This window comes from Tolypothrix sp. PCC 7601 (assembly GCF_025677855.1).
In the GTDB taxonomy this organism is placed as follows: Bacteria; Cyanobacteriota; Cyanobacteriia; order Cyanobacteriales; family Nostocaceae; genus Aulosira; species Aulosira diplosiphon.
The window spans coordinates 5567601-5593172 of record NZ_CP064879.1 but is presented as its reverse complement, the minus strand read 5'-3'; the positions used below and the strand labels follow the sequence as shown (position 1 = coordinate 5593172).

The 25572-nt window shown below is 42.1% G+C and carries 20 protein-coding genes and 1 pseudogene; 13 read left to right on the top strand and 8 right to left on the bottom strand.

Annotated features, from left to right (window positions below; translation table 11 throughout):
- Positions 1 to 116: 116 nt before the first annotated feature.
- Entirely contained in the window at positions 117 to 1124 is a 1008-nt protein-coding gene (locus tag HG267_RS22940) for a rod shape-determining protein (protein WP_045868139.1), read from the bottom strand.
- Positions 1125 to 2204: 1080 nt separating this feature from the next.
- On the opposite strand from HG267_RS22940, the gene ltrA reads away from it, so the two are divergent.
- Both ltrA and ssb read left to right on the top strand, forming a co-directional pair.
- Positions 2205 to 3896 (top strand): group II intron reverse transcriptase/maturase, encoded by a 1692-nt coding sequence (gene ltrA / locus HG267_RS22935; RefSeq protein ID WP_045868138.1) that lies wholly within the window; start codon positions 2205 to 2207, stop codon positions 3894 to 3896.
- Positions 3897 to 3980: 84 nt separating this feature from the next.
- A pseudogene (gene ssb / locus HG267_RS22930) lies at positions 3981 to 4280 on the top strand (single-stranded DNA-binding protein); the annotation flags it as partial.
- An 82-nt stretch (positions 4281 to 4362) separates the two neighbouring features.
- Here ssb and HG267_RS22925 read toward each other — a convergent pair.
- Positions 4363 to 5112 carry an SIMPL domain-containing protein gene (locus tag HG267_RS22925; RefSeq protein WP_045868136.1) on the bottom strand — a complete coding sequence of 250 codons (750 nt, stop codon included), beginning with the start codon at positions 5110 to 5112 and terminating at the stop codon, positions 4363 to 4365.
- Positions 5113 to 5446: 334 nt separating this feature from the next.
- Here HG267_RS22925 and HG267_RS22920 point away from each other — a divergent pair, with 334 nt between their 5' ends.
- A complete protein-coding gene (locus HG267_RS22920; RefSeq protein WP_045868135.1) occupies positions 5447 to 5857 on the top strand; it encodes an EVE domain-containing protein in 411 nt (136 codons plus the stop codon).
- Between the two features lie 4 nt (positions 5858 to 5861).
- Here HG267_RS22920 and HG267_RS22915 read toward each other — a convergent pair whose 3' ends face one another.
- A complete protein-coding gene (locus HG267_RS22915; protein ID WP_255325148.1) occupies positions 5862 to 5993 on the bottom strand; it encodes a hypothetical protein in 132 nt (43 codons plus the stop codon).
- Positions 5994 to 6106: 113 nt separating this feature from the next.
- Between HG267_RS22915 and HG267_RS22910 the strand changes: the two genes are divergently transcribed.
- From HG267_RS22910 to murI, 4 genes are all read left to right on the top strand, one after another.
- Entirely contained in the window at positions 6107 to 7585 is a 1479-nt protein-coding gene (locus HG267_RS22910) for a cation:proton antiporter (protein ID WP_045868134.1), read from the top strand.
- Positions 7586 to 8282: 697 nt separating this feature from the next.
- Positions 8283 to 10097, top strand: coding sequence for an N-acetylmuramoyl-L-alanine amidase (locus HG267_RS22905; protein ID WP_045868877.1), 1815 nt, complete (start codon positions 8283 to 8285; stop codon positions 10095 to 10097).
- An 848-nt stretch (positions 10098 to 10945) separates the two neighbouring features.
- A complete protein-coding gene (locus HG267_RS22900; RefSeq protein WP_045868133.1) occupies positions 10946 to 12871 on the top strand; it encodes an N-acetylmuramoyl-L-alanine amidase in 1926 nt (641 codons plus the stop codon).
- A gap of 130 nt (positions 12872 to 13001) precedes the next feature.
- Positions 13002 to 13865: a glutamate racemase gene (gene murI / locus HG267_RS22895; RefSeq protein ID WP_045868132.1), complete on the top strand. Its 864-nt coding sequence runs from the start codon at positions 13002 to 13004 to the stop codon at positions 13863 to 13865.
- A gap of 102 nt (positions 13866 to 13967) precedes the next feature.
- Here the strand turns inward: murI and HG267_RS22890 are convergent, their stop codons facing one another.
- Entirely contained in the window at positions 13968 to 14165 is a 198-nt protein-coding gene (locus HG267_RS22890; protein ID WP_045868131.1) for a hypothetical protein, read from the bottom strand.
- A gap of 1354 nt (positions 14166 to 15519) precedes the next feature.
- Between HG267_RS22890 and sds the strand changes: the two genes are divergently transcribed.
- Positions 15520 to 16491, top strand: coding sequence for a solanesyl diphosphate synthase (sds, locus tag HG267_RS22885; RefSeq protein ID WP_045868130.1), 972 nt, complete (start codon positions 15520 to 15522; stop codon positions 16489 to 16491).
- A gap of 55 nt (positions 16492 to 16546) precedes the next feature.
- On the opposite strand, the gene HG267_RS22880 is transcribed toward sds, so the two are convergent.
- Entirely contained in the window at positions 16547 to 17020 is a 474-nt protein-coding gene (locus HG267_RS22880) for a hypothetical protein (RefSeq protein ID WP_045868129.1), read from the bottom strand.
- 204 nt (positions 17021 to 17224) lie between these two features.
- Between HG267_RS22880 and hetZ the strand changes: the two genes are divergently transcribed.
- The 5 genes from hetZ (at position 17225) to gmk (ending at position 23734) form a co-directional block, all read left to right on the top strand.
- On the top strand, positions 17225 to 18415 hold the full coding sequence (gene hetZ / locus HG267_RS22875; protein ID WP_045868128.1) for a heterocyst differentiation protein HetZ: 1191 nt from the start codon (positions 17225 to 17227) through the stop codon (positions 18413 to 18415).
- Complete coding sequence (locus HG267_RS22870; protein WP_096621908.1) at positions 18408 to 19388, top strand: PatU; 981 nt, start codon at positions 18408 to 18410, stop codon at positions 19386 to 19388. The genes hetZ and HG267_RS22870 overlap by 8 nt, the downstream gene beginning before the upstream one ends.
- Positions 19389 to 19713: 325 nt before the next feature.
- Complete coding sequence (locus HG267_RS22865; protein ID WP_045868127.1) at positions 19714 to 22074, top strand: DUF3488 and DUF4129 domain-containing transglutaminase family protein; 2361 nt, start codon at positions 19714 to 19716, stop codon at positions 22072 to 22074.
- Between the two features lie 625 nt (positions 22075 to 22699).
- Positions 22700 to 22966, top strand: a complete 267-nt coding sequence (remA, locus tag HG267_RS22860) for an extracellular matrix/biofilm regulator RemA (RefSeq protein WP_045868126.1) — start codon at positions 22700 to 22702, stop codon at positions 22964 to 22966.
- A gap of 168 nt (positions 22967 to 23134) precedes the next feature.
- Entirely contained in the window at positions 23135 to 23734 is a 600-nt protein-coding gene (gene gmk, locus HG267_RS22855) for a guanylate kinase (protein ID WP_045868125.1), read from the top strand.
- A 277-nt stretch (positions 23735 to 24011) separates the two neighbouring features.
- On the opposite strand, the gene HG267_RS22850 is transcribed toward gmk, so the two are convergent.
- From HG267_RS22850 to HG267_RS22840, 3 genes are all read right to left on the bottom strand, one after another.
- Positions 24012 to 24527 carry a photosystem I reaction center protein subunit XI gene (locus HG267_RS22850; RefSeq protein WP_045868124.1) on the bottom strand — a complete coding sequence of 172 codons (516 nt, stop codon included), beginning with the start codon at positions 24525 to 24527 and terminating at the stop codon, positions 24012 to 24014.
- A gap of 269 nt (positions 24528 to 24796) precedes the next feature.
- Positions 24797 to 24946, bottom strand: a complete 150-nt coding sequence (gene psaJ / locus HG267_RS22845) for a photosystem I reaction center subunit IX (protein WP_045868123.1) — start codon at positions 24944 to 24946, stop codon at positions 24797 to 24799.
- A gap of 39 nt (positions 24947 to 24985) precedes the next feature.
- Positions 24986 to 25480 (bottom strand): photosystem I reaction center subunit III, encoded by a 495-nt coding sequence (locus tag HG267_RS22840; protein WP_045868122.1) that lies wholly within the window; start codon positions 25478 to 25480, stop codon positions 24986 to 24988.
- Between the last annotated feature and the right edge of the window lie 92 nt (positions 25481 to 25572).

The following is a 25572-nucleotide window of genomic DNA, read 5'->3' as shown; positions in this document are numbered from 1 at the left end:
CATACCCGATTTTTATATCTTTGAATATTGTGAAGAATTTTGGGTTCTATTTATAGGAAACCCAATATCAGATAATGAATTCTACGTATTTAGAACTCAATATCTGATATTTTTTATTACATATTGCGAGAACGACCGCTGAATACCCGTTCCAGCTGCTTGAAGTTTTCCAACACACGACCCGTTCCCAAAACCACACAACATAAAGGATCGGCAGCAATATGTGTGACGATACCTGTTTCATGGCTAATGAGAGTATCTAATCCTTTCAGTAAAGCACCACCACCAGCGAGCATAATTCCTCGATCAATAATGTCAGCTGCTAGTTCGGGAGGTGTCCGTTCTAATGTTCGCTTCACCGCTTCAATAATTACCGATAGCGGTTCCAACATACTTTCACGAATTTCCGGGCCTTTGATAGTTACAGTTCTAGGCAAACCAGAAAGCAAATGTAAGCCTCGGACTTCCATAATGGCATCATGATCATCATTGGTAGGATAAGCAGAACCAATGCGAATTTTTATGTCTTCCGCAGTACGTTCTCCAATCACCAAATTATGAACTTTCTTCATATATTGCAGGATGGAATCTGTTAGTTCATCACCTGCAATGCGAACTGATTCACTAATAACTGTACCTTGAAGACTAAGTACTGCTACTTCTGTGGTACCGCCACCAATATCAATGATCATGTTGCCAGTTGGTTCAGCAACTGGGAGTCCTGCGCCAATAGCCGCAGCGACTGGTTCATCAATTAAATAAACTTCTCTAGCGCCAGCTTGGGTAGCTGCATCCATCACTGCTCGTCTTTCTACACCCGTCACGCCGCTGGGAATACCAATGACAATCCGGGGTAAAATCAGCGATCTGCCTTCATTAACACGTTGAATAAAGCTTTTCAACATCAGTTCAGCTGTATCGAAGTCAGCGATTACACCATCACGCAAAGGACGGAGCGCAATCACATTTCCTGGTGTACGACCAAGCATTTTTTTAGCTTCTTCACCTACAGCCAGTGCAATCTTTTCGTTTTGATCGATGGCTACTACCGAAGGCTCTTGGAGTACAATACCTTTACCAGATACATAAACGAGGGTATTAGCAGTACCGAGGTCGATACCCATATCCCACGATGAGCGAAAGTTCCTGAAAAGACCCACGCGTCCTACGCCCCCTATTTGCAATACTTGATGATTAAAATGGTTAGGTTAATCGTGCTGGATTCTATTATGTTTTTGATCCTGAGTCCAGTAAAGCAGGCTATTTTTTTCAATAACTTTTGGCAATCTTTACGACAACTCAGTCGTTCTATTTTTTGATCTTCTGTGATTGACTCAGTATATCCGTAAACTTTTCTACAATCTTCTGAGTAATTTGTATCATTTTTAGACGCAACTATATTGCTAATTCTTTAACATATTTTCAACACTTTCACAATTCGCTATGATGGAATTCAGAATCAATAAGTACGTATGTACTGAAAGGTAACGCACATGAGCATCAATGTTGTCACCCTTGTCGGTCGTGTAGGCAGCGACCCAGATATTAAATATTTTGGTGCGACCCGTTGAATGGGAAACCAATCTCTTTTGAGGTTGGAAGCCATTCGCAAGGATAAGTAGGAATGCCTACATAACCTTGACAACTTAGCTTCTGAGAGGGTGAGATTTCTAAGAAATATTAAGAGGAATCAAACTTTTAATAAACTCTTTAGAATTTCAATTCCCTCCTTCTAGATGCAAGGAGATGCAACACCCCCACTAGGGCGACTGACTATCAAACTAGTGAAGCGGGGAGTAACGGAGGTAACTCTGAACCTGACAGAGAATCCCCCCAAGCAGAGATGGGCATGAGTAAGATTTTCTGAATCTACGTTTGAGCCGTCGTCATTTATATCAGCCTACACAGGTTATTGGCTGTGCCAAAAGGCAAGGATTTGGGCTAGGCAATCCGAAATTTGACCTAGAGCATCCCCACACAAACCCGGCGGATAGTAGAACTCTAACCCCATCGCAAAGCAGGAGCTAGGAACGGGATAACCCCTCAATTTCTCTCACAGTGGTCGATTTGTGAGCAGGGAGTCACCCGCATGGAATTGAAGGGAGGGATTGGCTCAGAAGCCAAAGCCTTTGGGAAAGCCAAAGGATATGCAGACAGAGCCACGGTAACTCAGAGATGGATAATTCAGTAGGAGTCAAAAAGTCATGGACACGGCAAACAAGCCGATGTATGAATGGGAGACAATCAACTGGTCAAAAACCCAGCGATTAGTCTTTAAGCTTCAAAAAAGAATCTATCGAGCCTCAGAGCGTGGTGATGTCAAGGCAGTTCGTCGGCTACAGAGGCTGTTGACCAAATCTTGGAACGCCAAAGCGGTAGCAGTCCGCAAAGTAACTCAGGACAATCAAGGCAAAAATACGCCTGGGGTTGATGGAGTCTCAAGACTCAGAAATCACCAGAAAATTCATCTTGCCAACAACCTGAACTTGAGTGACAAATCTCAACCAACAAAACGGGTATGGATTCCCAAGCCTGGGAGTGGTGAGATGCGACCGTTAGGAATACCAACGATGAAAGAAAGAGCGAAGCAAGCCCTATTGAAGCTGGCTCTAGAACCAGAATGGGAAGCAAAATTTGAGCCTAACAGTTACGGTTTTAGACCCGGTAGGTCATGTCATGACGCAATAACTGCAATTTATAACGGTATTGTGCAGAAGCCAAAATATGTTTTAGATGCAGATATTGAGAAGTGCTTTGACCGCATTAACCATAAAAAGCTACTTGATAAACTCAACACAACGCCAACATTTAGAAGACAGATTAGAGCTTGGCTCAAATCTGGAGTTATGGATGGAAAAACGTTATTCCCCACAGAAGAAGGCACGCCGCAGGGGGGAGTAATTTCACCTCTACTTGCCAACATTGCCTTACATGGAATCGAAGAAATGTTGACGAAAAATTTCTCTAGAAGAACAGGAAAAACTAGCAGAAAACGAAAACCTAGTTTCGTCAGATATGCAGATGATTTTGTTCTTATGGATGAGAGTTTGGAAGTAGTTCTAGAAGCAAAACAGTTAATAGAAACATGGTTAAGTGAAATGGGGTTAGTTCTCAAAGAATCTAAGACGCGAATCACTCATACATTCATGAAATATGAAGAAAAGGTAGGATTCGACTTCTTGGGATTTCATATCCGACAGTATCCATGTAGTGATAAACAAAGTGGGTCAGTTGGCGGAACTGAAAGAAAACGAGGATACAAAACGTTCATCAGACCCAGTAAAGAAGCCATCAAACGACACCTGAACAAAATTGATGACCTACTGGAAAGAAATGGCAAATCTAGCCAAGAACAAGTAATTAATGCGCTTAACCCAGTTATTAGAGGGTGGGCAGCATATTACTCAACTGTTGCTAGCAGTCATACTTTTAACAATATGGATAGTATTTTGTACCAGAAATTGTTTGCCTGGGCTAAGAAAAGAAAAAATCGGGGACAAAACAATACTGAGCTAGTCTCCAATTACTGGGGGGTCAACAGAGGATTAGGCTGGAAATTCATGACTCCAGATAATGAGTATGTCCTAGAAAGATACCGGGACACTCACATCAAAAGGCACGTCAAAATCAAAGGGGAAAGAAGCCCCTATGATGGCGACCTAACTTACTGGAGTAATCGTCTGGCTCAACATCCTATGCTACGTCATGTAGTAGCCAAACTCTTGATTAAACAGGAGAAAAAATGTAGCGAATGTCATCTCATGTTTACCAGTGAAGACATTATGGAAGTTCATCACATCGATCAAAATCGCGGAAATAACAAACTCAGCAATCTTACACTGGTGCATCGACATTGCCATGACATCATACACGCAAGAGGTACACACGCAAGCTGAGTTATTGAGGAGCCGTGTGCGGTGAAAGTCGCACGCACGGTTCTGAAACAGAGGTAAGCAGGGCGACTTGCTTATCGACTGTAACAGTCAGGCAGTGTCAAGTGTAGATTGACGTTAGCAGTCAACAGGCGATCGCGAAATCGAGATGAGCCTGATTGGTTCACATTAGAATTATGGGATAAAACAGCAGAGATTGCTGGTAATTATGTGCGGAAAGGTAGCTTAATTGGTATCAAAGGCTCCTTAAAGTTTGACACATGGAGCGATCGCCAAACTGGAGCAAATAGATCTTCGCCAATTATCAGAGTAGACCAACTAGAGTTGTTAGGTTCTAAACGAGACAGTGAAGCAGCAATGACAGATATGTCCTCAGAACATTTCTAAAATGAATCCAAAGTCAAAAGTCCAGGGTCATAGAGTTTGACACTGGACTGTTGACTGTTGACCGTTGACTGTTGACTGTTGACTAATAACTAATTTGCAATGTCACCGATGCTTCTACTTGCTGTTCGCCACCAATTACTGGAGTCGAAGCATCAGCTTGAGCTAGCTTCGCAGACTCAGCACGGTATAAAACAGGTAATGGTGGGGGCGCACTCGCACCGTTAACTTGAATGCTTACTACTTCTTTAGATGTCAAACCCAAGGAACCGAAAACTGCTTGTGCTTGTGCTTGCGCGTCTTGGGTAGCTTCTTTGAGTGCTTGCTTTTGAGCAGCTGCGATCGCTTCATCAGTTGCCACAAAACTAATACCATTAATTTGTGTAGCACCAGCTTTTACAGCTTCGTCCAATAAGGGGCCAGCTTTTTCTGTTGCAATCCGAAAACTAACGGTATTGCTAGCAGCATACCCAGTAATTCGCTGCACGTTATTGGTATAACTATAAACTGGATTCAAACGAATACCTGTGGTTTGTAACTTCTCCACATTCCGGCTCTTGAGTAGCGCCACTACTGCTGCTGAACGCTGGGCTGCTTCTTGCTGTACTTCCTGGGCTGTTTTACCCTGAATTTCTACCCCTAAGTTAACTAAAGATAGGGTAGTAGGAATTGATTCCATACCACGACCACTCACAGTCAGAGTACGCCACAATTTTTCTTTTTCTTGAGCTAACCCTGGTTGTATAAAAGTTACACAGACAAGCAGAGCTAAAGGTAGGGTTTTACAAAAATTGCCAACGTTAAACCGTGAACCGGATAAAGCGGCTCTCAACATAAAATTTGCACTCCTCAAAAAAATTATCTCGGATGTTTGTCATAGAGCATATCTAACAATCAACATTTAACGGTTAACTGTGCATAGTCAACCGCCACCACTAAGTTTTCACAATTCTTATGGGATTGAATAGATACGATTTGTATGTTTATACTTTGACACTGTTACAGTCAAAAACGGAAATGGTTTCATTTTTTGAAACTAAAAAAATTACAACTGACCAATAATTCATTGATGGTACAAGCCGCCGTTTTGCTGTGGAATCAATATAAAATCTTCAAGCTCCCGTTTCGCTACGGGGTCAATCTAAAATTGTTTGACTGTGGAGATTTTGATGGCGTATTGGCTGCTGAAAACTGAACCCGATAGTTATTCCTACTCTGATTTAGCAATAGAAGGCAGTACAGTTTGGGATGGAGTCAACAATCCTCTAGCTTTAAAACATCTGCGAACAATGGTGATTGGTGACTTGGCTTTGATTTACCATACAGGGAAAGAACGGCAGGTTGTAGGTATAGCAGAGATAGTCAGTCAACCTTACGCCGATCCAGCATTAAATGATGCCAAACGTACAGTTGTAGATGTACGGGCAATACAGAAAGTCAAACAGCCAGTTACCTTAGCTCAAATCAAGCAAGATAGTTTTTTTAAAGACTTTGACTTACTAAGACTTTCTAGATTATCTGTCGTCCCAGTTTCAGAATCCTATTGGCAACGCTTAATGCAGTTAGCAAACAACAAATGAGTGCTCAGAAGCCAGTGCGTTGAGGACGACAGTTGCGTGGGCGGGTTTCCCGACTGGAGCAAACTGTCCGTTGAGGTTCTCTCCGTTGTAGTAACTGGCGTTGCTGAGTAAAAATGCCAGTGAGACTTTTATACATGACGGTGAAATTTTTTTAATTAGGGCTGCCTAAAAAGTCCCTAATCTGGCGAGATAGCAGCAGGCTTCTCGTGGAAACAGGTAAAAATAAAGAGAAAGATTTTCGCAGAACCAATGCAGTTTTTAAATGCAATCAGCTCCTCTGTTCCCCTGTTGGCCAGCGCCACAGAAACAGTAGACAGTTCAATGGTAATGGCAGCAGTGCTGCTAAGTTTAGTGGTAATTTACTTCGCCAGCAAAGTTGGCGGAGAGTTATCTAACAGGGTTGGTTTACCCCCAGTTTTAGGCGAACTGGTAGGCGGTGTTGTCGTCGGTATCTCTGTGTTGCACCTTTTAGTATTTCCTGAAGGTGGCACAGATAGTTCTAGTTCTTTAATTATTGCCTTCCTACAATCTACTGCTGGGTTAACTCCACAAGCTGCTGATGGTGTGTTTGCAGCGCAGTCAGAAGTGATTTCTGTGTTAGCAGAATTGGGTGTAATCGTTCTGCTATTTGAAATTGGTTTGGAGTCGAACTTAAAAGACTTAATGGCGGTTGGTATCCAAGCCACAATTGTTGCAGTCGTCGGAGTAGTAGCACCTTTTGCTGCAGGTACTGTGGGGTTGATGACTTTGTTTGGTATCGATGCTGTTCCAGCGATTTTTGCTGGCGCAGCCTTGACTGCTACAAGTATTGGGATTACGTCCAAGGTACTTTCAGAAATTGGACGACTCAATTCTAAAGAAGGGCAGATTATTCTAGGTGCGGCTGTAATTGATGACGTACTAGGAATTATTGTCTTGGCAGTGGTTGCTAGCTTGGCTAAAGATGGTGAAGTAGATGTCACTAAAGTTATTTTTCTCATTATCAGTGCAACTACTTTCCTGCTAGGCGCAATTTTGCTAGGCAATTTTTTCAACAAGTCTTTTGTATCCATCGTCAACCGTCTCAAAACCCGGGGTGAATTGGTAATTCCAGCATTCATCTTTGCCTTTGTGATGGCATATCTCGCTGCTGTAATCCAATTAGAAGCAATTTTGGGAGCTTTTGCGGCTGGTTTAGTCTTGGAAGAGACGGATAAGCGTAAAGAATTGCAAAAGCAAGTCATTCCCATTGCCGATATGTTAGTGCCAATTTTCTTTGTCACTGTCGGTGCAAAAACTGATTTGGGTGTATTAAACCCTGCTATTCCCACTAATCGGGAAGGTTTAATCATGGCTAGTTTCCTGATTATCGTAGCCATTATTGGAAAAGTAATTACAGGCTTAACGGTATTTGGTCAGCCAGAAATCAACCGTTTAGCCATTGGTGTGGGGATGATTCCCAGAGGTGAAGTAGGATTGGTATTTGCTGGTGTTGGTGCTGCTAGTGGGGCACTCTCCAAACCACTGGGAGCAGCAATTATCATGATGGTAATTTTGACAACCTTTTTGGCACCACCTCTGTTACGGTTTGTCTTTCCAGATCCAGCTAGCGAAACAACAGATACAGAGACATTGGTATTAGATGGTGCTGGTGCTACATCCTTAACAATCGAAGAACCTCAGTTGATGACCGCACAATCGCCAGATGTAGCTAATTTAGAATCGGCTCCGGATTCTTCAGAGACTTAATTGGATTCTTAAGTAGAAACACCCTGTTGATTATCTACTGAGGTAGATTAAGACTGAGTTCTGAATCATTACAATTCAGAACTCAGTCAGCTTAAATGCGATCGCTCTCGGTGTTGGCTACGTAGCATTCCGTGATCATAGTTCTCAATGTACTTGAGTATTTTCCTATGGTCACGGGAAACTTATAGCTTTGAGTGTCCGTCCCCTAAGATTGTTAATTTGGTTTTTTCTCATTCAGACCAGTATTTGTCCTTTGATCGGTTGCTAGCTTTTCCCTGTTTTACTATCTTTACTTTGGTTATTTTTTCAGCAGTGAGGAAGTAAGTAGTAGTCATGAACGGCATACACCAAGTATGAGCAAGGGAATAGAGACTAGTATTTTTTACTTAGACTCTGTACTCACAACTTTTGCTAGCGATCGCATAACTTGAACTCAATTACCTGACTAATTCAAGTTTTACTGACTGGGATTTACTGCTTAAAGTCAATTCTGGTGATTTTTTGTGGTTGTGGTCTGGTGCGATCGCTAGCAAAATCAAAGCTTGTGGCAAATTTGATGCTCTTAAGTTGATGTCTTAATAGCAATGTTCAAGCTCAAATAGGCATAAAAATTCATTTTAGGTGATGCAAGTGTGACAATTTACCAATATGTTGAAATATTAACTACTCCCATGAATGTAAATCAGCAGAAATGACTTTGAATCTAAATTGGTTAATACCTGGTACGTTAGGAACTGTTTTGTTGCTAGCATCACCAACATTGGCAGCGAGGCTAGATTCTTGGCGTTTTGATGCCAATCAAAACCAGCTAGAAATCAATACGATGGGTGCTGTGCAACCGAAGGCACAATTACTTTTCAACCCTACTCGTCTAGTAATTGATCTACCACAAACTGTATTTGGCCGTCCCCAAGTCACGCAAAATTTTGGCGGAGCAGTTCGCTCAATTCGTGTGGGACAGTTTGACCAAGAAACAACCCGCATCGTAGTCGAAATCAACCCAGGCTATACCATAGACCCCAAGCGGGTACAATTTACCCCGATTAATGACAGCCGTTGGCTGGTAAAATTACCCGATCCAGAAGTGGTGAAAATACCATCTGGCGATCGCAATGTTTACAATCCAGCTGCAACAGATGCTGCACCTCAACCTGAGTTACCCCCGTTGATAAACGCCACAGCAGGAGTGACTCAAATTCAGAGATTACGAGTCACGGGTGATGGATTTTTTATCTTGACTAGTGGTGGTAACCCGAAGATAGAAGTGAATCGGACTGAGGACAAAAAGTTAATTAATATCGATATCTCTGGCGCTGCTTTATCACCAAGGTTTGACCAACAGGATATCTTAATTAACCGCTATGGCGTGAATCGGATTCAATTCAAGCAATTACAAAATCAACCGCCTGTAGTGCGGATGACAATGCGGGTAGAGAGTAATAGCCCTGATTGGCGGGCTATGAGTAGCAGGGTTGGTGAGTTAGTTGTTTTGCCCAATAATAGTGGCGTGGCATCCAGCGAAGATAATAATCGACCGCCTGTAACATCTTCTAGCAACTCCCCAGCCAATATTCAATCTGTAGAATTAGCGGGGAACGGCACACAATTGCTGATTCGTGCTGACCAAGCTGTATCTGCAACAGGTGGTTGGGATAGATCTTCTGGTTTGTTCCGCATTACAATTCCCAATGCTAAGGTATCTCCCAGGGTTCAAGGGCCAGCTTTAGATGCTACTAGTCCAATTTTGCGGGTAAGACTCCAACCCCAAGAACCAAATACAGTGGTTGTCTTAGTTCAGCCAGCATCCGGAGTGCAAATTGGCGAACTTAACCAAGTTGGTAGTCAGCTAATAGCGCTACAATTACAACGCTTTTCCCAAGTTAGACCACCTCTCGATTTACCACCGCGATCGCCTTCAGATCTACCAGATAACAATCTTCCCCTACCTGGTTCAGGTTCCACAATTCCCAATGGGCGAATGGTAGTGCTAATTGACCCCGGACATGGCGGTAAAGACCCAGGAGCCATTGGGATTGGTGGAGTGCGTGAGAAGGATATCATCCTCCCCATTGGCATAAGAGTGGCACAGATATTGCAGCAAAATGGCGTGCAAGTAATTATGAGCCGTAATTCTGACTATTTTGTCAGCTTGGAAGGGCGAGTTGTGATGGCAGCCAGAGCAAGAGCTGATGTCTTTGTCAGTATTCATGCTAATTCAGCAGGTGCAGGTCGTCCTGATGTGAATGGATTAGAAACGTATTATTACGACAGTGGTCTCAGTTTGGCTCGCATTGTTCATAGCAACATTCTCCAAAGTTTAAATATCAGAGACCGCGGAGTGCGACGAGCTAGATTTTATGTCCTCAGAAAAAGTTCTATGCCTTCTATTTTGGTAGAAACTGGCTATTTAACTGGTCAAGTGGATGTTGCCAACCTCCAAAGCTCAAATTATCAAAATCAAATGGCGGAAGCGATCGCTCGCGGTATCCTCCAGTATCTTAAACAAAGATAATCAAGCAGCAAAAGTTGAGTAATTTCACTAGCAGCGGGTTCTCAAAATAGATACTTACGTAATTTTAATACCAACTTAAGGATTAAAATATTTATTGCTGAATAACTACTACAAGAAATATCGATGAAACTCTTTCTTCCCAGTCAACGCTCAACAATCAACAGTCAACATTTAGGACTATTTTCCAGATAATCATGCTGAAAAATTTATCAAAGCTAACTCACTTATAAAGTCAATTAATCTCATCTGTACAGTTCGACACACCCATCTATAAAATATTTTTCTAAATATTAAAGAGTGGCTGTCACTAGCCTTGGTACACAAACTAAACGTAGTTAGAGTTTTACACTAGGTGCATTAATTACTAGTAAACAAACAGTTAACTGCAGGATAAAGGGTAAAGAGGGAAGTATGAAGCTCATACCTGAAGATAAATCTGCTAGACGACAACAAGCTACCTGGTTTTTACGGGAGTTGACCTCAAAATACCTCTTTATTGTGCGACCTAATTAAATTTACTTACTTTGGAGAAAATTCTGTTTTTTACTTCTTGAGACTTTATCCTGATTCTTCAGAAACACTTTACGAACATACTTCAATGGTCAGTTTAATTCTAATTATCTTTTTTTGGTGTACCTTAATGCTTTGGAGATGGAATTTGGCAGCATTCACAACATGGCAAAGTTGCAAAAATATGCTAAAATTCCACGCCATTAAGTATGTTGTTAATGCCAGCGCCAAAAGTTTTTGCTGCATTAAAGCTAATGTTTGGGCGGTGACGGTGTGAGGATTTATCAATATTTTGAAAGCTTAACGGCTCCCATGAATGCGAATCAGGAGAAAGGACTGTGAAATTACACTGGTTACTACCCGGTACTTTTGGAACCATCTTCATACTGTCGTCGCCGGCATTTGCAGCGAGACTAGAATCTTGGCGTTTTGATGCCAATCAAAATCAGTTAGAAATCAACACCGCCGGTGGCGTACAACCAAAGGCGCAACTCATTTTCAACCCTACTCGTTTGGTAATTGATTTACCACAAACTGTATTTGGTCGTCCTCAGGTAACCCAACCAGTAGGCGGCGGAATTCGTTCAGTGCGTGTGGGACAGTTCGACCCAGAAACAACTCGTATTGTGGTCGAACTGAACCCAGGGTACACCATAGACCCGCAACAAATAAAATTTACAGGTATCACTGCCAGTCGGTGGTCAGTAAAGTTACCGAATCCCAAAATGGAGCAGGTGTCTGCGTCTAATAATCTTCCAGAGCAACAAACACCAGTTCCTCGAACTATCACTCCTGCTAAACCACCAGCCACCTCATTACCGCCGAGAAATATTTACAACGTAGTCAGAACCGCCCCGGTTACTCCCATCGATAATCGCACTGCGGTTAACTCTAATTCAGGCGCAACTCAAATTCAAAAATTACAACCCACAGGTGATGGATTTTTTATCCGTACCAGTGGCGGTAACCCCAAAATTCAGGTCAACCGCACTGAAGACAGAAAGACAATTAATATTGATATTGCTGGGGCTGCTTTGGCACCCACATTTGAGCAGCAGGATGTCTCAATTAACCGCTATGGCGTGAATCGCATTCAATTTAGCCAATTACAATCTCAACCGCCTGTCGTGCGGATGACAATGCGGGTAGATAGCAATAGTCCCGATTGGCGAGCCAGTAATAGCAGTGTGGGTGGCTTTGTACTTTTACCCAATAGTGGTGGAGTGAGATTACCTGCAGGGAATAACAATGCCAATGTTGTCATCCCCAGTACCAACTCTCCAGCGACAATTCAATCTGTAGAATTAGCTGGGAATGGTACGCAGTTAATAATTCGCGGTGACCAAGCTTTGTCTGCTACAGGTGGTTGGGATAGATCCTCTGGCTTGTTTCGCATTACTATTCCTAATGCTAAGTTAGCTCCTAGGGTGAACGGGCCCGACTTAAACGCCAGTAGCCCGATTCTGCGAGTGAAACTACAACCCCAAGAACCAAATACAGTAGTTGTCTATGTTCAACCAGCAGCAGGCGTACAAATTGGCGAACTTAACCAAATTGGGAATCAGTTAGTAGCATTACAACTACAACGCTCTCGAGCAATTACATCGCCCAGAATACCCCCTGTAGCTTTACCACCCTTACCACCCACCCAAGGGCAATTACCAGACCCCGCAGATAATCCCCGAACTATACCGCAGCCAACACCACGTCCCACAGTTCCTAGAGGCAAATTATTAGTAGTGATTGACCCCGGACATGGTGGTAAGGATTCTGGTGCACCTGGCTTAGGCGGACTGCTAGAAAAAGATGTGGTTTTACCCATTGGCAAACGAGTAGCCTCGATTTTGCAGCAAAATGGCGTACAAGTAGTGTTGACTAGGGATGCTGACTTCTTTGTAGAACTTCAGGGACGGGTAGATATCGCCGAGCGAGTAAATGCGACTTTGTTTGTCAGCATTCATGCTAACTCAGTTGATCGTCGCCCTGATGTGAATGGATTAGAAGTATATTATTACGACAGCGGTTACGGTCTAGCCGAAACTGTCCGCAAGTCGATTCTCCAGAATATCGGCACTATCAAAGACCGAGGTACGCGTAAAGCGCGATTCTACGTCCTCAGAAAGAGTTCTATGCCTTCAATTTTGGTAGAAACTGGCTATATGACTGGTCGAGAAGACAATCCGAGACTAGGTAACCCAGATTACCAAAATCGCATGGCAGAAGCGATCGCTAATGGCATTCTCAAGTACTTACAAAGAAGGTAAAAATGTAGTAGAACTTACCTAGTTAAAGAGGTGATATCAGACTTCTTTTGCGTACAGGATTTATGAGTCTTAGCAAATTGGCTACTAAATCCTGTATCTTAAATCAAAAAACCTCAACCCATATCTGCCCGTGTATTCATCTTCCATCTTTGAAGGCAATCTTTATAATTTTTCCGAGCAAGAACCACAACGCGCCCCGATAGGTATCTTTGATAGCGGCGTGGGTGGTTTAACGGTATTACGACAAGTTTATCGGCAACTTCCTAACGAATCTGTTATTTATTTTGGCGATACAGCGCGACTGCCCTATGGCATTCGTTCACAAGCAGAAATTCTACAGTATGTGCGCGAAATTTTGACCTGGATGCAACAGCAACAGGTCAAAATGGTAATTATGGCTTGTAACACCAGTTCGGCTTTAGCTTTAGATATTGTCCGCGCAGAATTTAATCTGCCTATTCTTGGCGTGATTCTCCCAGGAGCTAGAGCCGCGGTGCAACAAGGCAAGCGGATTGGTGTGATTGCTACCCCCGCCACGGCTAAAAGTAATGCTTATAAGCAAGCGATACTAGAGATTGATCCTCATGTCCAAGTCTGGCAAGTTGGTTGCCCAGAATTTGTGCCTCTAATTGAGCAAAACCGGATTCATGACCCCTACACCACTGAAGTGGCTCGCTCATATTTAGAACCCTTAATCAAGCAGGAAATCGATACTTTAGTTTACGGCTGTACCCATTATCCTCACCTTGCCCCTGTCCTGCGATCGCTTCTTCCTGCTCATGTGAAGCTAGTTGATCCAGCAGTTAATGTTGTCGCCGCTTGTATCCAAGATTTAGACTTATTAGGTTTAAGGAATACCCATCCCCCACTACCCACACGCTTTGCGGTTAGCGGCTGTGCCCAACAGTTTGCCCAATCAGGATTACAGTGGTTAGGCTATACTCCATTAGTTGAGGAAGTTAGCTTCAGTGAAGCTAAAGCTTCTCACTTATAACAAAAATTTGTTTGTAGTAGTGTTTACGAATCAAGAGTCCACAGTCCAAAACAATTTTTTGTGGAGTGCAGACGCGATTAATCGCGTCTCTCCAAACCTTGACTACTGACTATTAACAACTTCAGTCACCTTTGGTGCTACTGATAGCTCTTGTGTATGTTTCTTCTGCCCTGCCAAAGTTACATTTGTAGCATCACTGTTTTTTCCTGTTCGCTTTGCTAGTGCTAAGAGTAGGTAAACGGTGAACAAATATCCAGCAGCTAAAATAAAAATCATCATAGGCATATTTCCGTAAATCATTGTTCTACCAGCACCTTTCTCAAACGAATATGCACTTTCAACACATAAGTAAAACTTCTACCACCCAAGAGGATTCTTGATGGCTGTAGTTTGCTATGCTAGACTACTCCGTAGGGATAAATTCTCTACGGAAAACGGATTTAGTATTTAACTTAATTTTTCACGGACTATACATTCCAGAGCAGTTAAATTGCCAAACGGCAATCCCTAACTACTCTCTTCAGCAGTCTACCTAGTCCGTGTTATTGCTGCTCACACCGCTTTTACAGGAGTTACGCCAAAGCTCAATGTCAAGTAAAACCGAGCGGTGCCCTGTAGGGCTGGCGTATAACTCCAAACCAAGAGGCTGCAAGCCGCGGATATTAAATCAGGAATCACTCCCTTGACTCAACCGCGACAATCTATTGACTCACAACTCCTAAAGAGTATAATTACCTAAAGGTAATTTACTTTCGGCGAGTGAATATCTGAAAAATTTAAAATCCCTAGATCTTAGCGTAACACAAGGTTCCCGACTTTTAAGCCAACTTTGTGGCTAAATTTTAAAATTTCTCAAGGGCTTCAACAAGTGAGAACAATTTAGCTTAACAACTCATGATGCGGGTACTTAATTATACTAAATAATTGATAACTGGTACAAATAATTAACTGTAACAAAAGTAACTCAGTAAATAAAATTTAAATAATAAATTTTTTGAATAGAGAAATATAGCTCTGCAAAATAGTTTTTAGGCAGAGATTTTTTAAAGTATTAAAAATAACTACTATTACGAAATAATACGACAGTACTTAAGTAATTCCTATTATTCACCAGTAAAGATATGGTGAACTCATCTGAAGAGGCTAGAAACCTGATAGATTTCAAGTTTGTCTTGAAAAAGTAAGATGCAGATAATTATAAACCTTTGCTGTAGCTGAAGATACATTTTCCTCAATAATTCAGCCGAACTTCAAAAGCTTGAGTCACTCATGAGTAATCCCTGATTTACCAAAGGTTAATGCCAATGCTTCAAATTGTCCGAGGGAAGAGGATTTTAACTGAAGGACTAACACTTTAGTTATGGGAACTAGGAACGAGTATCACCTTAAAAGGGGTTAAAAGACAATAGACTTCGATGTTTCAAAGAAAAATTATGAGAATTTTGCGGTTGCTGATGGCAGTTAATTTTGCCCTGTCCACTATTTTAATCAACATAAAAAAACTAATAAATCAGGAATATCAAGACTTTCGCCTATTACTGAAGAGTTCTGAGTGAGGTATTCCCGGATCAAAAGTTTGCGCTGGCCCTGGGTTATCTTAAAATGAGTATAGGATATGTAAACTTTCGTAACCTAAGCCAGAGTCCGCCCATCCATGACCCCAGCCACCTCCCTGTTTACCCCTGTGGAAGCAGACCTGCGAATACTAGCAGATAATCTCAAACAGCTAGTTGGAAATCGCCACCCCATACTTTATGCAGCCGCCGAACACCTATTTGGTGCTGGGGGAAAGCGCATTAGACCAGCTATAGTTCTGCTGATTGCGCGAGCGACCATGCTAGAACAAGACATTACATCCCGTCACCGACGTTTAGCTGAGATTACAGAAATGATCCACACAGCAAGCTTGGTGCACGATGATGTAGTGGATGAATCTCAAATGCGACGCGGTGTCTCGACTGTTCATAGTTTGTTCGGTAACCGCATAGCCGTATTAGCAGGAGACTTTCTCTTTGCCCAATCCTCCTGGTATTTAGCCAACTTGGACAATTTAGAAGTCGTGAAACTGCTTTCTGAAGTGATTATGGATTTGGCCGCTGGAGAAATCCAGCAGGGACTAAATCGCTTTGATACTAATATCTCGATAGAGACTTACTTAAACAAGAGCTATTACAAAACTGCTTCATTAATTGCCAACAGCTCAAAAGCAGCTGGCTTACTCAGTGATGTATCCCCAGAAACCGCCGAACATTTGTATAACTACGGTCGCCATCTGGGTCTAGCTTTCCAGATTGTGGATGATATTTTCGATTTCACGAGTTCAGTAGAGACTTTGGGTAAACCAGTGGGTTCTGATCTCAAGAGTGGAAATCTCACTGCACCAGTGTTATTCGCTCTAGCGGAAAAACCTTATTTAGAAGTATTGATTGAGAGAGAGTTTGCTCAAGAAGGAGATTTAGAGCAAGCGCTGAGACTGATTCAAGAAAGCCAAGGAATACAGCAGGCGCGAGAATTAGCAGATCACCATGCAAAACTCGCCACTGAACATATTGCTGTTCTACCACCCTCAGAATCGCGTCAAGCCTTAATTAACATGGCTAACTATGTACTGAGTAGGCTGTATTAAGGATTAGGGGCTAGAAACTGGGTAGTATATGAAAATACCCAATGCCCCATTCCCTTCAAGCAATATCAGGTGGTACTTGTCTTGGCGATCGCTTTTTTTGCAGTTGTTGCTGAATCCGGTTTTGTAAATCAGAACGCTGCACCTCAACAGCGTTTGTACTCATGCCAGAAGTTTCAAAAAATACTATACTATCTACGGTTTCTAGTGCCACCAGTTGGAACAAAATGTGAGTTACAGGAATTTCTGTAGCTATTACTTGCTCCTCAACCCCCGCAGATGAGGCCAGTGAGGCATCTTTTAAGGTAGGAAATGCGTAAATAACATGTTTTTCTAATCTTGGGTTTGCCCGATTGCTCAATGTAGTTAAAACCCACTCAGACTCCACACTTTGGAGAATATAATACTGAGAGTGACTTAACTGATGAGCGATCGCCTTTAAAGCAGGGGCAATTGCTGTAACAAGTTGTGGTGTTATACCATCGTGAGGTGCATTATCAATCAACAATTGAATTTGTGCTTCTAAATCCATAATGACTTGTCCACGGCTCCTGGGTAATGGCCATAACATCAAAACAGAGTATGATCAACCCAACCAAGTTGGGAATAATAAATTAAACCAAATCTTGAATGCAGGATTGGTCTGCGTTTAGCTTATACGCAAAATCATCAAGCCAACACCCACGGTCGTACAGGTTGTGTTTAAGTATGTTAGGGTCTTTTAAAAACAGAGACTATGAATTCAGCCGCAACCGCAACTATTCAGGGAGAAGATTCTATCGGCGTGGAGGTGATATTTCAACTCCTATTCAAGGAGCTTAAACAGTCAACCAAAGCTTCGGAACGGAATTGCCATGATGTGGCAACACGAATTGCCGCCGAAGTATACCGCATTTGCACCGAGAGTAAACGTATTCAAGCTTCCGGTGCTATAGAAAATTCAGCGATGACTCTAGCTAAACACCGACTCCAACAGTGTATTAGATACTATCAGTTGGGTTCAAATCGGGGTAGGGTCGAACTACATAGCACTTTAAGTGCCATCATTTATCGCTATATTAACCCGCCTCAGAAGCAATTGAGTTATCAAGGGCGGTTAACTATCATTGAAGATTTCCTACAGAGCTTTTATTTGGAGGCTTTGAACGCTTTCCGCCGCGAAAATCAATTGGGTAGTGCCTATCGCCCCCAAACATTATTGGAATTGGCAGAATACATGGCATTTACCGAGCGCTATGGTAAGCGACGGATACCTTTGCCAGGACGACAACAGCAGCTAATTATTCTTCGAGCGCAAACCTTCTCGCAACAGCAACCTCCAGAAACCAGTGTAGACATTGAACAAGCCTCAGAAGGTAGTGCTAACGAGGCTGATGGTTCCTGGGAAGAACCAGCAGTACAACAACTGCGTTCGGCAATGGCTACGCAAGCAGAACCAGAACCCGAAGAAGACACACTACGCTCTGTTGTCATTACAGAACTATTAAATTATCTGGAACAACGCCAACAAAACGACTGTGCCGATTACTTCAGCCTCCGCCTTCAGGATCTCTCAGCACAGGAAATAGAGTCGATTTTGGGCTTAACCCCTCGCCAGAGGGATTACTTACAACAAAGGTTTAAATATCATTTAATTCGGTTTGCCTTGTTGCATCGTTGGGAATTGGTTCATGAATGGTTGGAAGCTTCATTACCTACGAATTTAGGTTTGACTCCCCAGCAATGGCAAGCATATACAGCAGAGCTAGATGAAAAACAGCGGTCTCTACTAGATATGAAGCAGCAAGGAGAACCTGATGAAAAAATTGCCAAAACCTTAGGTTTGTCTATGGCTCAACTACAAAAACGCTGGTTTAAAATTCTTGAACAAGCTTGGGAAATTCGTAACTCTTTAGTGTCCGGATCAGGTGCATCTACTCATGAATAGTGACTCAGAATCCTTTCATCACCAATTACTTAGTTTGGTGTTGGCAGAAGATGTCACCACCACTGAGTTCTCCTCGGTAGATTGTCAGGAAATTAACGGGGTGGAAAACCCACTTAAGCAAACTGCCGGCTTTGAAGGTGGGAGGCAAGAGTTGGGTGGGACACCCCAAACCTTTCAATTGGGAGAAATTCCTACTGTGCAAGAACGTTTTCAAGCCGTCATTAAACACCGGTTACAACTTCAAATTCAAAACCGTCCTCCCTTATTCCCTTGGGAAACACAATTAGTAGACTACCCCGATTACGCCGACGAACCATCGGTAGCTTTTGTTCCTACTTGGGGTTGGATAGCACAACAGTCAAAGCTGAATTTGCCAGTTACTCTGCCGGAAAGCATTTTCCGTCAGTTGTTAGCAAAATGTCAAGTATTACTGACATCTTCCCTACCTTTGGGGGCAAAATTAGTTCAGGCTGTGGAAGAGTTATTTCCTAGCGATACTCAAACCCTAAACAACCTCAACAGCATAGCTGGATTAGTTCTGAGAAGTCCTTCTCGATCTGTAGAAGCACTGGAGACAATGCCTAATCTTCAGAACGATTATTCAGATTTAAAAGAATCTCAACAAATGGCGTTGTCGTTACTCACAGTTAAGCAACTACTAGAGACTTTAACTATACCCATCTCACTCACCAATTCAGTGGTAGAAAGAGAATGGCTGACTACTGTGGGTGTTCTGAAGCTGAAAATTGAATACCAATCCCAGAAAGGAAAACTGCGGGTTCAAGGTGAGTTACCCACAAGAGGTATTTTCCAACTTCAAGGTAATGGTACCCAAGCCGTAGCCCAGTCTTCTAGTGTGGGAAGCTTGATTGTAGAATTACCTTGCCAGCACATTAACCAAACTTATACCTTAGAAGTGGATTTCCCAGAAATCGACCAACAGCCACTTTTGTTTGTGATTAATCCAACATAAGTGAAATGGTCATTACTAGCACCCTAGTTTGATAAACGTCAATAGATAATTGCAGATTATCCTGGTTTTGAAACTTATCTTTTTTTTTCAACAAGCGGTATTGAAGGAGCCTACGCAAACATATATTGATTGGTAGAACCTAGCACAAGACGCGTAGATTCACAGAGAGGCATTTATATTTTGCTACCACTTTACTTAGGAAATTCCCATTCGCTAAAGGCATTTCCATAGAGTAGGGTAGGGTAGTAGCTGGAGGTAGGTTAGTTAATTTCCATACCCAGCATAGTGTCTTAGCGTCTACATCATCGCTTGGCTCGTACTTTAAATGTTTAACTTATCCAGGATCAATCGGTTTTGGCGTCTACCTGTAGGACATGACGATTGGCGGCAAAATCAGCAGAAGTCGCCTTTGATAGAAGTGGAAGATTCAATTGCCTTACGGGTGCTAGTGTTAGCTTTGGTAATTACGGGAATTGGGGCAACTGATATTGCTGCCCAGACTAATTTTAGTCTTTGGGCTATTCCTGTAAGTGTTATGGGTGCAATTTGGAGTTACCGTAGTCGCCGCAATGCCAATATTACAGTCAAGTTCTGCATTGCCATAGGAATGTTAGTAGCACTGGGTGCTTTCTTTGGGCGGTTATTAGGGGAATTAAATGATACCCGGTTGGGTTTAGCAGAGTTGCTGATTCAACTTCAAATACTCCACAGCTTTGATACGCCCCGTCGAAAAGATTTGGGCTATTCAATTGTCATTGGGCTCATTTTACTAGGGGTGGCAGCAACCCTGAGTCAGACTTTAGCATTTGCGCCTGTGCTGTTGTTATTTTTAGCGATCGCACTGCCAACTTTAGTCCAAGATTATCGCTCTAGACTGGGCTTGGAGAAACTAAACCTGAAACCAGCAAAGGTAAAAGAGAAAAAATTATCTTCTCTTTTACCTTTTTATTTTTTACTATTTACATTAATTGTGGCTCTAGGGCTGGCGATTTTTGCGGTTTTACCGAGATTTCCTGGTTATCAATTACGTACTTTTCCTGTTAGTTCTTCTATTCCTATTAAAGGTAATTTTACAGGTCGGAGCATTATTAATCCTGGTTATGTCCGTCAAGGTAATAGCAAAAATCCAGGCGATGGTAACAATGGTGATGGGAATGGCCAAGGCGCAAACGGCCAACCAGGCAAAATAGATGATAATTTTTATTACGGCTTTAATAGCCAAATGAACCAAAACCTGCGGGGCGCAATGAAGCCCAAGGTAGTGATGCGGGTGCGATCGCAGGCTGAGGGTTTTTGGCGCGTATTAGCATTTGATCGCTATACAGGTAAAGGCTGGGAAGTATCTCGCAATGAAGATGTTACCACCCTGCGGCGATCGCCTTGGTCTTACCAAATTTTTCTACCGAGGCCAATTATTGGGGGCAAAACTCAAGAGATAGTACAAACTTATACGGTTGTATCAGATTTACCTAACTTAATCCCTGCACTAAGTTATCCCAAAGAAATTTACTTTCCCACATCGATCATCGCTGTCGATAAAGAAAATGGCTTGCGATCGCCTGTGGCATTATCAGAGGATCTCACCTATACAGTCATTTCGGAAGTACCATACCGCAATCGCACTAACTTAGGACAAGCCTCTACTAAATATCCCCAAAGCATCAAAAATTATTATCTGCAAATTCCCCCAGAAATTGCCGAAAAAGTTAAACAACGCACGGAAGAAATACTCGCTAACTACAATCGTGAACGAGTAGGTAAGTCAAATAAAACCTTAGATTCTGCCTATGAAAAAACTCTTTACCTAGCCCAGTACTTAAAACAAAACTATTCTATTCCCGATGATCCTTTAGGGCTACCTTATTTAGGTGATCAAGAAGATTTAGTGGATACTTTCTTGTTTAAGTACCAAGGAGGCTACCCAGACCACTTTTCTACAGTACTCACAATCATGCTGCGTTCTATAGGCATTCCTGCACGCTTGGTAGCAGGATTTAGCCCAGGACAATTCAATCCGTTTACGGGGATGTATGTTGTCCGTAATACAGATGCCTATGCCATGACGGAAGTTTACTTTCCTAAATATGGCTGGTTTGCCTTTGATCCAATTCCTAACCATCCGCTTATACCCCCATCAATAGAAGATACTCAGACTTTTAGCGTCCTAAATCAACTGTGGCGCTGGGTGGCTGGCTGGTTACCTTCTCCTGTTAAAGGCTGGCTGGATTATCTATTTGGGACAATATTTATCTCTTTGAGTAAAGCGATCGCTTGGTTTTTTGCTTTATTCTCTCAGGGTTGGCTAGGTGTGTTGACTGGCTTAATCTTGTCCACCACAACTGCTTTCTTTACTTGGCTGGGTTGGGTACAGTGGCGCGAGTGGCTGAACCGTCGATGGTTAAAAAGATTATCACCAATGGAAAGCCTTTATCAACAAATGCTGCAATGGACAGCAAAACAAGGTTTAGGCAAACATCCGGCACAAACACCCTTAGAGTACGCCAGAGTTGCTTACCAGCATCATGCCCCAAGTAACGCCCAGATAATTGATGAAATTTGTCAAGCCTATGTGAAGTGGCGTTATGGTAGCCATACTCCTAACTTGCAGCAACTACGACAACGGTGGCAAGAAGTAACAACTAGCACCACTAAGGGACTTTCAAAGAAAAAAATCACCAATCGCTAGGGGTAGCAGGGCCAGCAGAGGGAGAGAAAGAATTTGCTCAATACCTTCGCCCTTGCTGATTGAATAATTTAATTTCTGGAAGTCCCTAAACTGAATTCAAAAAATTTATGACCTAAGCTTTCTAACGATGATTTACAAACTTGAAGTAAGGGAGAAACTGTAATTCCCTTACTTTTTTGTTTTTACCCTGATACCAGGTTGAAAATCAAATGCGATAAACAGATAAACATAAGCATATATTGGTGTGTTTGTATAAATTATTATGTGTAAAATAGGTTTTTAATTAGTATAAGCGCCGATAAAATTTTTATACCAACCCGTTATTACGAAAATCTCACCTAATCTAGGTTTGAGGGTGGGAACCTGTTGCCAAATTGTCAAGAATTGGTATTAATAGGTTTATGTATTAAAAAAGACGTGTAAGTATAATTTGTCTAAGGTTTATTTTGCATATATCTTTAGGATGATTTTCGGGTAAATTAGTGTAGAAATCGCTAAAGATAGCAATTTTTATATAAAAACTAGGAATAACGTTAATTTAAGCGTTGTAACTCGAATTTTTTAGGGATAACATGGAAATAATTATGTACTGACTGCTCACATACCATTTGGTATCCGTTTATTTATGGAAATTCAACTAATTAATATAGGTTTTGGCAACATCGTATCTGCCAACCGCGTAGTTGCCATTGTTAGTCCAGAGTCTGCACCGATTAAGCGGATCATTACTGATGCCCGCGACAGAGGTCAGCTGATTGACGCAACCTATGGTCGGAGGACGAGAGCTGTGATTATTACCGATTCCAGCCACGTCATTTTGTCAGCGATTCAACCAGAAACTGTAGCGAATCGCTTCGTAATTTCCCGCGAACATCAAAATGTAGAAAATTAAATCAGGGTGGGCTATTAGCCCTACCCTATTTGCACCACATCGGCAGTACTATGTGAATTAGACGATATTTTATGTGACCCCTGTTACTAATTTCTTAGTCGAAAGTTACAAGTTAACAAATACTAAACTAAGAAATCCCGTCTATCGATTAATTTACAGGTTTAGCGGATGATGCAAGTTCTACCCATCCAGAGTGCTGCTACTACTAAAGAATGCCTGCCTCATGGTCGGCTGATTGTTTTAACTGGTCCCAGTGGAGTTGGCAAAGGTACTTTAATGCGTGTACTTTTGCAACGTCATCCGGAACTCTATTATTCTGTATCCATGACGACTCGTTCTCCTCGTCCTGGCGAAAGCAACGGCAAAAATTATTATTTTGTGAGCCGTAGCAAGTTTGAACAATTAGTGGCCCAAGGCGAATTCTTGGAATGGGCAGAATTTGCTGGTAATTACTACGGAACACCCCGTGAAATCGTGCTTAACCAGGTCAATTCTGGAAAGTTAGTGGTACTAGAAATTGAGTTGGAAGGAGCAAGGCAAATTCGTGCTTCTTTCCCTAGTGCCCATAGCATTTTTATCTTGCCACCTTCCTTCGATGAACTGGAAAAGCGGATACGCGGTCGCGCTCAAGATTCTGAAGAAGCGATCGCTCGTCGTCTGCGCCGCGCTCAAGAAGAAATTCAAGCAGCAGATGAATTTGATGTTCAAATCGTTAATGACGATTTTGAAACCGCTTTAAATGCGCTAGAAGCAGATTTATTCGGGTAATTTGGCATTTTTATTCCCAGCTTGAGCGCTTTCACAATTTACTAGATAAAAGGACAGATAAAACAGTCTAGCTGTTTTATCTGTCCTTGTTGGTTTTATTACAGTTAGTCGGCGCTTGATTGTCCATGCCAATTCAAGACGGTATGAACAGCCAGCAAAATACTTGGGGCATAAAGAACAGAGCATTGATATTTGTCTCATATCTCATACCCCATACCCTATGCCCCATGTTCGCTCTCTTCCGCTACAGCAATTGCTGGGATGAAAAGAGGTAAATTTAACCTACTAGGCCTTGAATTAGTTCCAAATTAATTGTTAAGAAGTAAGCAACTACTGCACCACCAATACCACCAATTAAGAAAGCACTGGCAAAGTTATTCCAGCCTTCATTGCTAGTAAAAGCATCTGGAGGATTACCAGCGGTAACGCTAGCAAGTGCTTTGGGAGGATTGCTGTGAGAATACAAAGACAAAGCAGCGGTTAGAAGTACAACCAAGCCGACTGCTCCTAGTAAGCCAGCTAAGTCAGCACTGGGTGTATTCCGCAGTGGGCCTAATTTAGCAAAGGGGCCAAAGAACCAGTAACCATGAGCCATACCAACTTCTAGCCCACGTCTAAATGGAGTGAGACCAGGACGATATGCGGGTAAGTTACCAACAAACCACTTCACTAAGGGAGAAGAATTAACTGGTGTTTCTAGGTTGCCTATTTGTGGATCGCGTCCTGCGGGAAAAACAACCTCACGATTTCTAGGATCGCTGGGATTATTTTTGGATGCATCTACTGCTTGCATATTTTATGTTGCCTCTAAATTTAGAATTGTTGGCAGTTTCATATTAATAATAATTGTATCTAACGGTGATTTTTGGCAGAGAAGTTTAGAAAAATTAATTTAGCTAATTTCAATAAATGAAACTCGCAACCTGTTGACAGCATTACGAGTTTCATTTATTGATAAACCCTATGGTAGTTATATTTTCACCCCATGAGGTTGAAGTATATAACTACAGGATATTAAGACAGAAGACAACAAATTCAAATTATGAAAATACCGTCTTCAATTTATGGTAATGGGTGAAAAAGTAAATCTGGGAAAAAGCGGTTAAATTCGATTAAAATCCCAGCTGTAATTGTTAACCAAATGGTAGCAGCTACAGGTGCCGTGGAAATAAACTTAATCAAATACGATGAGCTATCGCCTTTGTCTGCCATGAATTTAGCCTCCAAAACAAGTTAATTAATGGTGATGAATTAGCGTGGGGAAATGGGAATTTCTGTATCCTTAGCGGTTAATTCACCTGAGAGCAATTCCTTGATAGCAGAGGCAGGCCAAGCAAAGCCTGTTGCTATAATTGGTAGCGCCAAACCGAGGTCGATTTGGATTTCTTTTTGTTCAGTATCAGATGCCTTTTTGATGGCTTGTAGATAAGTACGACCTACCCAACCAATCCAACCAGCAATGTAAAGGAAGAGAATGCTGGGAATTAAAAAGTCACCTGCTTTATCGAGACGACCATCCACAATCAAGTGGGGGTAACCCTCAGGGCCACATAATTCTTGGGCATAACGCTCAAACCGTTTTTGGCCTGATTGGGGATCGGCGGTAGTATTACGGGCATTTTTTGCTAGCTCTTGAAAAGCGGGAGTGTCTGCACATGGTTTCAGATCAGCCCCCAGTGCCTTCGCAGGCGGGGCAAAATTGAACCAAAGACAAATCGCTAAAGCCAAAGCAAACAATCGTCGCATGGAGTTGTTTCCTTTTATTACAAAACAAAAAGTTTTTTGTACAAAACGAAGCGGCTTGTACAGTGTTTATTTAGATAACTAGCAAGTCATCA

Bases quoted from the DNA above. Each gene is read 5' to 3' on its own strand.
- HG267_RS22910 (WP_045868134.1), top strand. From the start codon at position 6,107: ATGCAGTTTTTAAATGCAATCAGCTCCTCTGTTCCCCTGTTGGCCAGC.
- HG267_RS22880 (WP_045868129.1), bottom strand. From the start codon at position 17,020: ATGGATTTAGAAGCACAAATTCAATTGTTGATTGATAATGCACCTCAC.
- HG267_RS22840 (WP_045868122.1), bottom strand. From the start codon at position 25,480: ATGCGACGATTGTTTGCTTTGGCTTTAGCGATTTGTCTTTGGTTCAAT.
- HG267_RS22865 (WP_045868127.1), top strand. From the start codon at position 19,714: ATGTTTAACTTATCCAGGATCAATCGGTTTTGGCGTCTACCTGTAGGA.
- sds (WP_045868130.1), top strand. From the start codon at position 15,520: ATGACCCCAGCCACCTCCCTGTTTACCCCTGTGGAAGCAGACCTGCGA.
- HG267_RS22850 (WP_045868124.1), bottom strand. From the start codon at position 24,527: ATGCAAGCAGTAGATGCATCCAAAAATAATCCCAGCGATCCTAGAAAT.
- hetZ (WP_045868128.1), top strand. From the start codon at position 17,225: ATGAATTCAGCCGCAACCGCAACTATTCAGGGAGAAGATTCTATCGGC.
- HG267_RS22925 (WP_045868136.1), bottom strand. From the start codon at position 5,112: ATGTTGAGAGCCGCTTTATCCGGTTCACGGTTTAACGTTGGCAATTTT.
- HG267_RS22920 (WP_045868135.1), top strand. From the start codon at position 5,447: ATGGCGTATTGGCTGCTGAAAACTGAACCCGATAGTTATTCCTACTCT.
- gmk (WP_045868125.1), top strand. From the start codon at position 23,135: ATGATGCAAGTTCTACCCATCCAGAGTGCTGCTACTACTAAAGAATGC.
- remA (WP_045868126.1), top strand. From the start codon at position 22,700: ATGGAAATTCAACTAATTAATATAGGTTTTGGCAACATCGTATCTGCC.
- HG267_RS22890 (WP_045868131.1), bottom strand. From the start codon at position 14,165: ATGATTTACGGAAATATGCCTATGATGATTTTTATTTTAGCTGCTGGA.
- ltrA (WP_045868138.1), top strand. From the start codon at position 2,205: ATGGACACGGCAAACAAGCCGATGTATGAATGGGAGACAATCAACTGG.
- psaJ (WP_045868123.1), bottom strand. From the start codon at position 24,946: ATGGCAGACAAAGGCGATAGCTCATCGTATTTGATTAAGTTTATTTCC.
- HG267_RS22940 (WP_045868139.1), bottom strand. From the start codon at position 1,124: ATGGGTATCGACCTCGGTACTGCTAATACCCTCGTTTATGTATCTGGT.
- HG267_RS22870 (WP_096621908.1), top strand. From the start codon at position 18,408: ATGAATAGTGACTCAGAATCCTTTCATCACCAATTACTTAGTTTGGTG.
- HG267_RS22915 (WP_255325148.1), bottom strand. From the start codon at position 5,993: ATGTATAAAAGTCTCACTGGCATTTTTACTCAGCAACGCCAGTTACTA.